Below are 13,703 nucleotides of genomic sequence, written 5' to 3'. Positions count from 1 at the left end.
GACAATTTTGGAAAAACGCCAAGAAGTTCAAGAATTAACCCTTGAAGAAGTAATGGGCGATCGTTTTGGAAGATATTCCAAATACATCATTCAAGAACGGGCCCTACCAGATATTCGAGATGGGCTAAAACCAGTACAACGCCGCATTCTCTTTTCAATGAATAAAGACGGCAACACCTTTGATAAAGGTTTTCGTAAATCAGCAAAATCTGTCGGAAACATTATGGGGAATTATCATCCCCATGGTGACAGTAGTATTTATGAAGCGATGGTCCGTCTAAGTCAAGACTGGAAATTACGGGAAGTACTAATTGAAATGCACGGAAACAACGGAAGTATGGATGGCGACCCACCAGCGGCGATGCGTTATACCGAAGCTCGTTTATCACAGTTAAGTGGTGAGTTGTTAAAAGATATCGACAAAAACACCGTCGATTTCGTCTGGAACTTTGACGATACAGAAAAAGAACCCACTGTTTTACCAGCCAAATATCCTAATTTATTGGTAAACGGCTCAACGGGGATTTCAGCGGGCTATGCAACAGAAATTCCTACGCATAATTTAGCGGAAATTATTGATGGGACCGTGTATTTAATTGATCATCCTAATGCAAGTTTAGAGAAATTAATGGAATACATTCCAGGACCAGATTTTCCAACAGGTGGGATTCTACAAGGAAAAGCAGAAATTAAAAAAGCTTACGAAACCGGCCGTGGTAAAGTAATTTTACGTGCGAAGACAAAGATTGAGCCCTTAAAAGGCGGCAAACAACAAATTGTCATTTCTGAAATTCCTTATGAAGTCAATAAAGCAACGCTAGTGAAAAAGATGGATGAAATCCGTTTAAATAAAAAAGTCGACGGCATTGCTGAAGTTCGTGACGAAAGTGACAGAACTGGCTTGCAAATTGTTGTTGAACTAAAAAAAGATGTCAATGCAGAAGGTATTTTAAATTATCTATTTAAAAATACTGAGTTACAGATTAACTATAATTTTAATATGGTTGCGATTGACAACATGACCCCGCAACAAGTAGGCTTAAAACGGATTTTAGAAAGTTACATTACGCACCGTAAATCAGTTATCATTAATCGTTGTCAATTTGAGCTGGATAAAGCTCGCAAACGTGAGCACATTGTTGCCGGTTTAATTAAAGCACTGTCTATCTTAGATAAAGTGATTGCAACAATTCGTGGCAGTAAAGATAAAAAAGATGCGAAGAAGAACTTGGTATCCGACTACGCGTTTACTGAAGAACAAGCTGAAGCAATCGTTACTTTACAGCTATACCGTTTAACCAATACGGATATTACTGATTTACAAGAAGAAGCGAAAACCTTAGAGCAACAAATTGCTGAGTTATTGAACATTTTAAACAATGAAAAAGAGCTATTCTCAGTCATGAAAAAAGAACTTCGCGAAGTTAAAAAGCAATATGGCAATCCTCGCTTAACTCAAATTGAAGAGGAAATCCAAGAAATCAAGATTGAAACAGCCGTGTTAGTTGCACAGGAAGACGTGGTCGTAACCGTAACGCACGAAGGCTATATCAAGCGGAGTAGTATTCGTTCTTATACAGCATCAAAACCAGAAGAAATCGGCATGAAAGAAGGCGACTTTTTACTATATGCTGGCGAAGTCAATACATTAGATCATCTTTTACTAGTAACAAATAAAGGGAATATGATCTATCGACCCGTCCATGAGTTGCCAGATTTACGCTGGAAAGAAATTGGCGAACATATTTCTCAAACCATTTTAAATCTTGCTATCGATGAATCGATTATTGCTGTATATCCTTATAAAGAGTTAAGTCCGACAAAAACCTTTGTTTTCATTACAAAAGCTGGCATGATTAAACAAACCAAAATGGCTGATTTTGAACCTTGGCGTACTTATAAGAGCCGCCCGACATCTTGTATGAAATTAAAATCAGACCAAGATGAAATTACCAATGTTTATTTAACAAATGATCAAGACTTATTGGATGTTTTCCTCGTTAGCAATCGCGGTTTTGGCTTACGTTATCCATTATATGAAGTACCTGTTGTGGGTAGTAAAGCGGCTGGAGTTAAATCAATGAACCTCAAAGAAGACGATTATGTCGTTAATGGTTTACTGGTTCATTCTGAAGGGGATACACCGATTGTCATCGTTACCCAACGTGGCGGTGTTAAACGCATGTTAGCCCAAGAATTAACACAATTAGGACGAGCAAAACGTGGATTAATGGTCTTACGAGAATTGAAAAAAAATCCACATCGTGTTGTCTTTATGTCTGAAAGTACCGATTTAGATTTATTAGTTACTACACAAAAAGGTACACAAGAAGTTATTCAGTCGAAAAACTATCCAATCAGTGAACGAACATCCAACGGTTCCTTTGTCATTGATGAACAAAAAGATGGCCAAGTAATGGAAGTCCACGAGATGCATTCTGCAGTGATTGAAGAAGAACAAACAAACTAAACTGTGTTATAAATATCTCCACAGCAGCCATCTGTATTAATACAGATGGCTGCTATTTTTAATACAGAAGTACATTTTTCACAAGTGATAACGACTATAAATCGTTCTTATTTTCACAAGTATAAATGTTTATATATCAGCCTTTATAATCTTTTCTCCCCGTTTATTTATTAAGAAAGTGCAATAAATAATAAAAAAACGCTTGCATCTAAAAGGTTATGTGTTATACTAATCACATAAAGCTGTTACATACAATCAAGTAGCAGTTAACTAAGGAGGCAAACACTTCATGAAACAATGGGAAGGCTTTAAAGGCGACAAATGGAGAACAAGCGTTGACACTCGTGATTTTATTCAAAACAACTACACAGAGTACAAAGGCGACGACAGTTTCTTAGAACCAATCGCTCCGAGCACTGACAAATTATGGACAAAACTACAAGAATTATTTGAAATCCAACATGAAAAAAATGGCGTTTATGACATGGATAGCGATATCCCAGCAACTATTACGTCACATGAACCTGGTTACTTAATCAAAGAAGAAGAAAAAATTGTCGGTTTACAAACAGATGTACCATTAAAACAAGCATTTATGCCATTTGGTGGTATTAAAATGGCGAACAATGCCTTAGTTTCAAATGGTTATGAAACTGACGAAGAAATGACAAAAATCTTCACAGAATACAGAAAAACACATAACCAAGGTGTTTTTGATGCCTACACAGCTGAAATGCGTTTAGCACGTAAAAACAAAATCATTACTGGTCTTCCAGATGCTTATGGCCGTGGCCGTATTATCGGTGACTATCGTCGTATCGCATTATACGGTATCGACTACTTAATGGAACAAAAGAAAAAAGATCATGATAACACTGGTAACAAAGAAATGACAGACGATGTTATTCGCTTACGTGAAGAAATTTCTGAACAATACCGTGCGTTAAATGACTTAAAACAAATGGCTGCTTCTTATGGTTTCGATATTTCTCGTCCTGCTGCAAATGCGCAAGAAGCAATCCAATGGTTATACTTTGGTTACCTAGGTGCCATTAAATCTCAAAATGGTGCGGCAATGTCAATTGGTCGTATCTCAGCATTCTTAGATATCTATATCCAACGTGACTTAGAAGCTGGTTTAATCACTGAATTTGAAGCACAAGAAATGATTGACCATTTAATCATGAAATTACGTATGGTTAAATTTGCACGGACACCAGAATACAACCAATTATTCTCTGGTTATCCAATTTGGGCAACATTATCTATTGCTGGAATGGGTATTGACGGTCGTTCATTAGTTACCAAAAATGACTTCCGTATCTTACACACCTTAACAAACATGGGACCATCTCCAGAACCGAACTTAACTGTATTGTATTCTTCTCACTTACCAGAAGGCTTCAGAACATATGCAGCTAAAATTGCGAAAGAAAGCTCATCTATCCAATTTGAAAACGATGACTTATTACGTGAAAACTGGGGCTCTGACGACTGTGCAATCGCATGTTGTGTTTCTGCAACAGTTATGGGTAAAGATATGCAATTCTTCGGCGCTCGTGCGAACTTAGCGAAAGCTGTTCTTTATGCAATTAACGGCGGGGTCGACGAAAAAACTAAAATGCAAGTAGCACCAAAATATCGTCCAATGACTGGTGACAAATTAGATTACCACGAATTCATGGAACGCTATAAAGACATCTTAGACTGGTTAGCTGAATTGTATGTTAACACATTAAACATTATTCATTACATGCATGATAAATATGCCTATGAAGCACCACAATTAGCATTAATGGATACTGACTTACAACGGACATTCGCAACTGGTATTGCCGGAATCTCTCATGCGACTGATAGTATCATGGCAATTAAACACGGTGAAGTAGAAGTAATCCGTGACGAAGATGGGATGGCCATTGATTATGTACCAACAAAAGAATTCCCAACATACGGAAACGATAACGAAGAAGCTGATGCAATGGCTAACTGGATTTTAGATTACTTTATGACACAAATTAAACGTCAACACACATACCGTAACTCTAAACCAACGACTTCATTATTAACAATCACTTCAAACGTTGTTTATGGTAAAGCAACAGGGAATACACCTGACGGACGTCGTGCCGGCAAACCTCTTGCACCAGGTGCGAACCCAAGTTATCAAGACGGTAAATTCTTAGGTGAGAAAAATGGCTTGTTAGCTTCATTAAACTCAACGGCTCGTTTAGAATATACAATCGCTTTAGATGGTATTTCTAATACACAAACCATCAACCCTAATGGTTTAGGTAAAGACGACGACACAAGAATTAACAACTTACGTAACGTATTAGATGGCTACTTTGATAAAGGTGGTTACCACTTAAACGTAAACGTATTTACAAACGAATTATTATTAGATGCACAAGCACATCCAGAAAAATATCCAAACTTAACTATCCGTGTATCTGGATATGCCGTGAAATTCCGTGACTTAACTCCTGAACAACAAGCAGACGTTATTTCAAGAACTTCACACGACAGACTATAAAAAACATTTACATTATTTAACTGAAAGGGTGACATTTAACGTGTCATCCTTTTCGTTTGAAAGAAGAGGGATCATTATGACAACACCAGTTACAGGTAGAATTCATTCAACAGAAAATTTTGGTACCGTTGATGGCCCAGGTGTCCGTTTTATCGTATTTACACAAGGGTGTCGCATGAGATGTCAATTCTGTCATAATCCAGATACTTGGAAAATTGGTTCTGGCGGTCGTGTTGTGACGACTGACGAAGTATTAGAGGAAGCATTACGCTTTCGCTCTTATTGGGGCGAAAAAGGTGGTATCACTGTCAGTGGTGGTGAACCGCTATTGCAAATGGACTTTTTAATCGATTTATTTAAAAAAGCCAAAGCACAAGGCATTCATACAACCTTAGATACATGTGGCAAGCCTTTTACTCGGGAAGAACCCTTCATTAGTCAATTTGATGAATTGATGAAGTATACAGATTTACTCTTATTTGACATCAAACATATTGATAACGAGCAACATAAACTATTAACAACGCAATCAAATGATAATATTTTGGAAATGGCTACCTATTTATCTGAAATTGACAAACCTGTTTGGATTCGCCACGTATTGGTGCCTCAACGTAGTGATTACGACGAATATTTAATCCGTCTGGATGCCTTCATAAAAACATTAAACAATGTAGATAAAGTTGAAGTGCTTCCTTACCATACGATGGGCAAGTACAAATGGGAAGAACTAGGTATTCCTTATCCATTAGAAGGAATTGAGCCTCCTAAAAATGATCGTGTTGAAAATGCGAAAAAACTACTACATGTCGAGGACTATCAAGGTTATCTAGCACGTTAACCAACGAAAAATAGAAAAGAAGACAATTTTTTTGTTGTTTCTTTTCTATTTTTTGTTATCATTAAGAGTGAATCAAAACCAAGGAGTGTGTATTATGTCAAAAATTTTAGTTTTTGGACACCAAAATCCTGATACAGATGCTATCGGAGCAGCAATTAGTTTTGCTTACTTACAAAAAGAATTAGGAAAAGAGATAGAAGCTGTCGCTTTAGGAACACCAAGCGAAGAAACACAATATGCCTTAGATTACTTCAATATTGAAGCACCACGTGTTGTCACTGAAGCAGCTAGCGAAACAAACCAAGTCATGTTAGTGGATCATAACGAATTCCAACAAAGCATTTCAGATATCGCTGAAGTAAACATTTTAGCAGTAGTGGATCATCACCGTATTGCCAACTTCGAAACAGCAGATCCATTGTATTATCGTGCAGAACCAGTAGGGTGTACCAGTACAATCATCTATAAAATGTTTAAAGAAAATAACGTGACAATTCCAGCGCAAATTGCTGGTATGATGGTCTCAGCGATTATTTCTGATACATTATTATTTAAATCACCCACTTGTACACAAGAAGACATCAATGCAGCGCACGCCCTAGCTGATATTGCTGAAATTAATTTAGAAGGCTATGGTCTTGACTTATTAAAAGCGGGGACAAATTTAAGCGATAAATCAGCTGAAGTCCTTTTAGATTTAGATGCTAAAAGCTTCCCAATGAACGGCAAAACAGTTCGCGTTGCCCAAGTAAATACCGTCGATTTAGCAGAAGTTTTAGATCGTCAAGCTGAATTAGAAGCAGCTATGGCCGCAGAAAATGCAGCCAATAATTATGACTTGTTTGTCTTAATTATTACGAATATCCTAGACAGTGATTCTGAATTATTAGTGATTGGGGCGGAACAAGCCAAAATTGAAGCAGCATTCAATGTAACATTAGTTAACAATCGTGCGTTCTTACCAGGCGTTGTTTCTCGTAAAAAACAAGTAGTACCACAATTAACAGAAGTCTTTAACTAAAACCGTAAGCGCCTAAGCAACGCGATAAATTCCTTGTTGCTTAGGCGCTTCAATAGTAAAGGGGCGTTAACATGAATGATTTAGCAATTTACTATCATTCTCCGCAACAAACGAAACAATACAATCATTTGCTCAACCAATCACTTTTTTTCCCTCTTGTTACTTTTATGTATGAACATCGGGAAGAAAGAATCATTTTAAGACAATTAAAAGCGGCCTTTGCAACAGAAGCCAAGTTAGAACAATTTTTATCAGAAATGATTGATTGTCAGTTAATCATTCGGGAAAATCGTCAATATCGTTTGAATTTTCCTATTTATACGGCAGCTGAAGTTGCGAGTTTGACCATGGCTGAAGACGAACTTCCTAAGTTTAAAGGAACTGTAACAGAGCAATTATTTTGGCTAGCTGAATCTTTTTGGCCACAAGTGTTTCCAGAAGAGGAAGACTATTTTTTTGGCGTGAGCGGTGGCCCCTCATTTTATCAAAAACAAAAATTGGCCTCGGCACAACTATCTATAATTACGCTTGAAAAAGAAAAGACAGAGGTTCCAACAATACCTCGTTATTTTGATTACTTGGGCAAAGAACAAGTCTTGCCAGAAGCCTTCAGCGCTTTATATGACTTGCTAGGGGACGTAAATCCTGAATACTATCTTTCGCAAGCGAGAAGAGTCATTAAACAAGCTCTGCGAGGCCGCAAAGTCAGTACTGTGCCTAATATTTTTCAAGAAAGTTTGCACCTGACCCAAGTGATTGCGATTGACCAGGACCACTTAAAACTCCTTTTACCAGTAGCAACTGAATCAACAGAGCCATTAGAAGAACAGTCGGATATTCTAGCCTTTTATTATGAAAAAATTGCTGACCGATCGGCCCTCGAACGCTTAGTTTTTATGCAACAATTGATTGAGCAACTAGGTATGAACTCTCTAAGTTATCTTAGAATAAATTAAAGTTACGATAATTTTATTATGTAAACTAGAAATCAATAAAAAGAAATGACGCCCTTTCTTAGTGAGAAATGGCGTCATTTCTTTTGCGAACTTTTTTCGTCCAAAAACCACCAGAAATGAACTTAGGCTCATAGGAGATGATAAATGCTCTCGGCTCTAATTGATTGATTAATTTGTACAATGTACGTTCGTTTTTTCTTGGGGAAAGGATTTCTAAAACCATTCGCTCTCCTTCGCGTCCGTAGGCGACACTTTGCGTAACACCATAGCCGTGTTCACGAAGTGTTTCTGGTAAATGAAATTGTTCAGTAGTAGAAGGTAGGATAACCGATACCATAATATAACCCAAGGCCAGATAGTCTTCGATTTTGATTCCTACACTAATGCCAACAGCGTAACCAAGCGCATAGACAAGTAAATTTAACGGATTATCTAAACGATTCAGAACCATACTTAGTCCTAAGACATAGATTGTTATTTCAGCCATACTAACGAGGGGTGCAATGACTCGATAGCCTTTCATTGTTAGCATAAAACGAATAGTGTTTAAGGTAATATACGCAAAATTAATGATAAAAATCATGGCTAACATTTTTAAATCAACGACCATAAATAAGTACCTCTTTTCAAAATCTTTACATCTAGCCCTCATTATAGTACAGAAAAACTGAGAATCAAAGGCGAAACACTTATAGAAATAAATTCTTTTTTGAATACTCGCTCATATCATTCGCCTAATTTAACTGTTATTTGATATAATCTTAGTATGAAGTCAGAAGGAGGTAAGCAATGAAAATTTTTGTTTGGATTTTGTTATTTTTATTAGTAATTAACGTTATTGCTGCCTTAATTACTGTTTTTAGAAAACCCCGTAGCATCTCCAGCGTTTTAGCTTGGATGATGACGTTGATTTTCTTGCCTGGTATCGGATTTATTATTTACTTATTCTGTGGGCGGGGTATCGATGGACAAGAAGTTTTTAAATTGTCTGATGATGAAAAACAAATGGTTCAACGAATCAAAGAAAAAGTGGACGTTGATAACAAAAAAGCCGGGCGCGATAAACGTTATGATTTACTTTATGATGCGAAAGTTTTAAATCGTTATTTCCGGAATATGGACGCATCACCGCTGGCCAAAAGAAATAGCTTGCAATTATTTACAGATGGCCAAGAAAAATTCCAAGCATTATTTGAAGATATTCGTGCAGCGAAAGAAACCGTTCACGTCGAATATTATGCGTTTTTTAATGACACGATTGGCAATCAGTTTTTAGATGTATTAATCGAAAAGTTGCATGAAGGCGTGGAAGTCTACTTAATTTACGATCCTTGGGGTTCACCCGGGGCAAATAAAAAGTTTTTTGCACGTTACGTTGATGCTGGAGGAAAAGTAGCTCCCTTTATTACTTCTCGCGATATGATCCGGAAAACACGTCTAAACTATCACTTGCATCGAAAAATTGTTGTCATCGATGGGAAAATTGGCTGGACTGGTGGGTTCAATGTTGGAGATCAATATTTGAATGTCACCGAAAAATTTGGTTACTGGCGAGATACCCATATTCGTTTGGTCGGGACGGCCGTCTTTTCATTGCAAGAGATATTTATCATGGATTGGAATGCTTCAGTCAAATATCCTGAAGAACGTATGACGTATCATGAAAAATATTTTAAATTACCAGAAGATCATGAAGTGGAACATTTATCCTTACAAGTTGTTTCAGATGGTCCTGATTCAGAAGAAGAAATTTTGAAAAGCGGGTTCGTTCGGATGATTTTTTCTGCAGAAAAGAGCGTCTGGATTCAAACACCGTATTTAATCCCTGACGATAGTATGATTAATGCGTTGTTAGTGGCGGTTCGTTCAGGTGTCGACGTGCGAATTATGATTCCTTGCATGCCTGACCATCCCTTTATTTACCGCGCGACACAATATTACGCAAATTACTTACACAAACGCGGCATTAAAATTTATATCTATGACGGTGGGTTTATTCATGCAAAAACAATGGTGATTGATGATGAATTAGCTATGGTGGGGACAACAAACCAAGATATTCGCAGTTATTCATTGAATTTTGAGGTAAGTACGTTTATTTACAATCCCGACATTGCGTGGATGTTAGCGCAAGTCTTTGAAGAAGATATAGAAAAAAGTGTCTTACTAACCGACGAAATAATTAAAAAACAAGGGTACTGGCTACGCTTCAAGCAAAACTTTTCACGCTTGTTGTCCCCAGTCTTGTAATCAAATAAATCAGCAGTGAATGTAGTAAACTACTATTTTCACTGCTGATTTTAGTAACAAAACACTGAAGTGGTCTACCTAATTCATTGATAATCCCTCTAAATAATGGTAAATTAAAAATAAATTCAATCAGCTATTCTATCGTGAGAAACATAGTTATTACGTAGATCAGATCAAGGGGACATTCACGACGAGCAAATATTGAGTGTGTTTGCTGAAACGTGCATGTGTGATTTGGTCTTTTTTATTGAGCTGTTATTTTATAGATAAGGAGTGGTCACCATGGACTACCAAGCAATAGCAAAAGAAATTTTGAAAGACGTAGGTGGCAAAGACAATATCGTGGATGTCACACATTGTTATACACGATTACGTTTCGTATTGAAAGACACGAAACAAGCGAACAAAGAAGCTTTACTACAAACAGAAGGTGTCATTTCTGTTGTTGAAAGTGGCGGTCAGTATCAAGTGGTTTTAGGCAATAAAGTTGCGCATGTCTACAATACTCTGGAACCTTTGTTAGCTCAGCAACTTACGACCAAAACATCCACAAAAGAAAAAAATTCATTAGGCAATCGAATTTTAAATACTGTTGCTGCAATTTTCACGCCTGTCGTACCAGCAATTGCCGCTTCTGGCATGTTAAAAGGAATTCTAGCGATTGCTGTGATGGTCGCGAACAATTTTTACCAAGTCGATTTAAAACCTTTGAATACGTATATTATTTTAAGCGCCGCTTCCGATGCACTTTTTTATTTTATGCCAGTTATTTTAGGTTATTCAGCTGCCAAGGTTTTCAAAACAAACGAATATATCGCCATGGTAATTGGTGCTACCTTATGTTATCCGACCATCGTTTCATTAATGACTGAAAAATCAGCGGTTACCTTGTTTGGATTACATGTGACCAAAGCCAATTATGTTTCCACGGTAATTCCAATTATTCTTGCAATATTTATGTTAGCTTATGTGCAACGCTTTTTGGAAAAAGTTATTCCAGAAGTTCTAAAAATTATTATGGTTCCTACGCTGTCATTACTTTTAATGATTCCAGCCACTTTATTATTATTTGGACCAATAGGGATTTATTTAGGTGACGGCGTGAATTGGTTGTATTATTATATAATGAATTTTAGTCCCATCTTGTTAGGCGGTTTTATCGGCGGAATTTGGTGTGTCTTAGTCATTTTTGGTGCTCACCGTGGGCTTGTGCCAATTGGGATTAATGATGTCGCTCGAACAGGACGGCAAAATTTGCTAGCGTTTGCTGGTGCAGCGAACTTTTCTCAAGCGGGCGCCACATTTGGCGTGTTTGTCCGCACAAAAAATAAAGGCTTGAAAGCCGTTGCTGCCTCTGCAACAGTGACTGCGTTATTTGGTATCACAGAACCGGCCATTTATGGTGCAAACTTGCGGCTAAAAAAACCGATGATTTATGCGGTGGCTAGCGGAGCAGCGGGTGGGGCCTTAATGGGCTGGGGCGGCTCCTACGGGACAGCCTTCGCTAATCAAGGACTCTTGACCATCCCGGTTTACGCAGAAGCAGGGACCAAAGCCTTTATTTGTTACTTATTAGGTTGTGGCATTGCTTTTTTTGGTGCATTTCTATTAACGATTTTTCTAGGCTTTAATGATTTACCGCTTGACGAGTCACGTCAAGAACCAGTCCTAAAGACAGGGACAGTCAAAGAAAAGCAACGGATTCAAGCGCCGGTTCAAGGACAACTCGTATCTTTAGACCAAATCAACGATGAAGTTTTTGCTTCTCAACAAATGGGAAAAACGCTGGCTATTGATCCGAAAGATGAACAAATTGTTTCACCAGGAAATGGGCAAGTGACGGCTTTATATCCAACTCATCATGCAATTGGCTTAAAGTTAGACAAGGGCGCTGAAATCCTCCTTCACATTGGAATCAATACAGTCGAATTAAAGGGGCGGGGATTTGAAACGTTCGTAAAAGCAGGAGAAAGGGTCAGATTAGGACAAAAACTGCTCTCTTTTGATAAACAAATCATCCAAGCTGCTGGCTATGATCCAACCGTCTTAGTCATCGTAACGAATACTGCGGAAATGGCTGTAATCGAGACAACCAAACAAACAGAGATTACACCACAAACAAATTTATTTTTCATGCAAGTAAAGGAGCAAAACTAATGGTTAAACAATTTAAAAACGATTTTTTATGGGGGGCTTCTTCCTCCGCTTTTCAAATTGAAGGCGCTTGGAATGAGGACGGCAAAGGCCTAACAGTCGCTGATTACAATTCTTTTAAAAAGTCAACTGTTCAAGCAGATACAAAAGTCGCCAGCGATTTTTACCATCGTTTCAAAGAGGACATTGCATTAATGAAAGAATTAGGCTTAAAAACCTATCGTTTTTCTCTTTCATGGGCACGAATCATTCCGACAGGTGATGGCGAAATTAATCAAGCCGGCATCGATTTTTATAATGCTGTCATTGATACACTTTTAGAAAACGATATTTTGCCGTTTATCACACTGTATCATTTTGATTTACCTTTTGCGTTGGTGGAAAAATACAATGGCTGGGCGGATCGTCGCTGCGTTTCTGCATTTCAACGCTATGCGCAAGTCTGTTATCAAGCGTTTGGTGATCGAGTCAAAAATTGGCAAGTTACAAATGAACAAAACTTAATGATTCGTGTCAATGAACGAATGAATATGTACGATGTTGCACCAGAAAATGCTGAAAAAATTCGTGCACAAATGGATTACCATATGTTTGTTGCCCATGCGTTAGCTACGAATGATTGTCACCAATTGGTTGCTGGGGGAAAAGTCGGTCCCTCTGTTTCCTCAACGATGACTTATCCTAGTTCCAATCAGCCTGAAGATGTTTGGGCGGCTCGTATGAATGATAACTTTAAAACGAATTACGCTCTAGAAATGTATTGTTTTGGCGAATACCCTGGTTACTATCAAGAGTATTTAACCAAATGCGGTATTTATCCCGAAACACAGCCAGAAGATCAAGCTATTTTGAAAGCCGCTAAACCAGATTTTATCGCCCTTAACTATTATCGGACGTTAGTCGCTAGCTATTTACCGACAGATGAGCAACACCCATTGGGTACGAAAGAAAAGGATATTGATTTTGATCTATACGGTTATTTTAAAATCGAAAAAAATCGACATCTAAAAACCTCTAAGTATGGTGCCCAAATTGATCCAACTGGTCTACGTTTAGTTTTAAATGATTATTATCGTCAATACCGTTTGCCGTTAATCATTACAGAAAACGGCTTAGGCACACCAGATCACCTAACAGAAGACGGAAAAATTCATGATGACTATCGAATTGCGTATTTACATGACCATATTGCTGCTTGTCATGCGGCCATTTCTGACGGTGTTGAGTTGTTTGGCTATTGCCCGTGGTCGGTCATGGATATTTTAAGTTCCCATCAAGGATTCAAAAAACGCTACGGTTTTATTTACGTTAATCGTGAAGACCATGAGTTAAAAGATTTACGACGTATTAAAAAAGATAGTTTTTATTGGTACCAATCAGTGATTAAAAATAACGGTTTACCAGAAGAATAATGACCAAAAAGGATCATCCGTTGGCATAAGCGGGTGATCCTTTTGTTTTCAAGTTTTGTCGTT

9 protein-coding genes are annotated in these 13,703 nt (G+C 37.8%); 8 read left to right on the top strand and 1 reads right to left on the bottom strand.

Annotated features, from left to right (window positions below):
• The first annotated feature begins 7 nt into the window (after positions 1–7).
• The 5 genes from parC to IGL49_RS06335 all read left to right on the top strand — a co-directional run bounded on the left by parC (position 8) and on the right by IGL49_RS06335 (position 7,824).
• Entirely contained in the window at positions 8–2,470 is a 2,463-nt protein-coding gene (gene parC / locus IGL49_RS06355; protein WP_002357527.1) for a DNA topoisomerase IV subunit A, read from the top strand.
• Between the two features lie 289 nt (positions 2,471–2,759).
• On the top strand, positions 2,760–5,006 hold the full coding sequence (pflB, locus tag IGL49_RS06350; protein ID WP_002357529.1) for a formate C-acetyltransferase: 2,247 nt from the start codon (positions 2,760–2,762) through the stop codon (positions 5,004–5,006).
• A 76-nt stretch (positions 5,007–5,082) separates the two neighbouring features.
• Positions 5,083–5,847, top strand: a complete 765-nt coding sequence (gene pflA / locus IGL49_RS06345) for a pyruvate formate-lyase-activating protein (protein ID WP_002357530.1) — start codon at positions 5,083–5,085, stop codon at positions 5,845–5,847.
• Between the two features lie 94 nt (positions 5,848–5,941).
• Positions 5,942–6,868 carry a manganese-dependent inorganic pyrophosphatase gene (locus tag IGL49_RS06340; protein ID WP_104854857.1) on the top strand — a complete coding sequence of 309 codons (927 nt, stop codon included), beginning with the start codon at positions 5,942–5,944 and terminating at the stop codon, positions 6,866–6,868.
• Positions 6,869–6,939: 71 nt separating this feature from the next.
• On the top strand, positions 6,940–7,824 hold the full coding sequence (locus tag IGL49_RS06335; RefSeq protein ID WP_104854856.1) for a DUF1803 domain-containing protein: 885 nt from the start codon (positions 6,940–6,942) through the stop codon (positions 7,822–7,824).
• 58 nt (positions 7,825–7,882) lie between these two features.
• On the opposite strand, the gene IGL49_RS06330 is transcribed toward IGL49_RS06335, so the two are convergent.
• A complete protein-coding gene (locus tag IGL49_RS06330; protein ID WP_002361848.1) occupies positions 7,883–8,434 on the bottom strand; it encodes a DUF2179 domain-containing protein in 552 nt (183 codons plus the stop codon).
• A gap of 179 nt (positions 8,435–8,613) precedes the next feature.
• On the opposite strand from IGL49_RS06330, the gene cls reads away from it, so the two are divergent.
• The 3 genes from cls to IGL49_RS06315 all read left to right on the top strand — a co-directional run bounded on the left by cls (position 8,614) and on the right by IGL49_RS06315 (position 13,640).
• On the top strand, positions 8,614–10,074 hold the full coding sequence (gene cls, locus IGL49_RS06325; RefSeq protein WP_104854855.1) for a cardiolipin synthase: 1,461 nt from the start codon (positions 8,614–8,616) through the stop codon (positions 10,072–10,074).
• 282 nt (positions 10,075–10,356) lie between these two features.
• A complete protein-coding gene (locus IGL49_RS06320) occupies positions 10,357–12,231 on the top strand; it encodes a beta-glucoside-specific PTS transporter subunit IIABC (RefSeq protein ID WP_104858667.1) in 1,875 nt (624 codons plus the stop codon).
• Entirely contained in the window at positions 12,231–13,640 is a 1,410-nt protein-coding gene (locus IGL49_RS06315; RefSeq protein WP_104854853.1) for a glycoside hydrolase family 1 protein, read from the top strand. Before IGL49_RS06320 ends, IGL49_RS06315 begins: the two co-directional genes overlap by 1 nt.
• Positions 13,641–13,703: the final 63 nt, after the last annotated feature.

This window comes from Enterococcus sp. DIV1337a (assembly GCF_051712285.1).
Lineage (GTDB): Bacteria > Bacillota > Bacilli > Lactobacillales > Enterococcaceae > Enterococcus > Enterococcus faecalis.
The sequence above is the reverse complement of the archived record's forward strand: the minus strand, read 5'-3'. Positions and strand labels throughout refer to the sequence as shown.

Bases quoted from the DNA above. Each gene is read 5' to 3' on its own strand.
- pflB (WP_002357529.1), top strand. From the start codon at position 2,760: ATGAAACAATGGGAAGGCTTTAAAGGCGACAAATGGAGAACAAGCGTT.
- cls (WP_104854855.1), top strand. From the start codon at position 8,614: ATGAAAATTTTTGTTTGGATTTTGTTATTTTTATTAGTAATTAACGTT.
- IGL49_RS06320 (WP_104858667.1), top strand. From the start codon at position 10,357: ATGGACTACCAAGCAATAGCAAAAGAAATTTTGAAAGACGTAGGTGGC.
- IGL49_RS06330 (WP_002361848.1), bottom strand. From the start codon at position 8,434: ATGGTCGTTGATTTAAAAATGTTAGCCATGATTTTTATCATTAATTTT.
- IGL49_RS06340 (WP_104854857.1), top strand. From the start codon at position 5,942: ATGTCAAAAATTTTAGTTTTTGGACACCAAAATCCTGATACAGATGCT.
- IGL49_RS06335 (WP_104854856.1), top strand. From the start codon at position 6,940: ATGAATGATTTAGCAATTTACTATCATTCTCCGCAACAAACGAAACAA.
- IGL49_RS06315 (WP_104854853.1), top strand. From the start codon at position 12,231: ATGGTTAAACAATTTAAAAACGATTTTTTATGGGGGGCTTCTTCCTCC.
- pflA (WP_002357530.1), top strand. From the start codon at position 5,083: ATGACAACACCAGTTACAGGTAGAATTCATTCAACAGAAAATTTTGGT.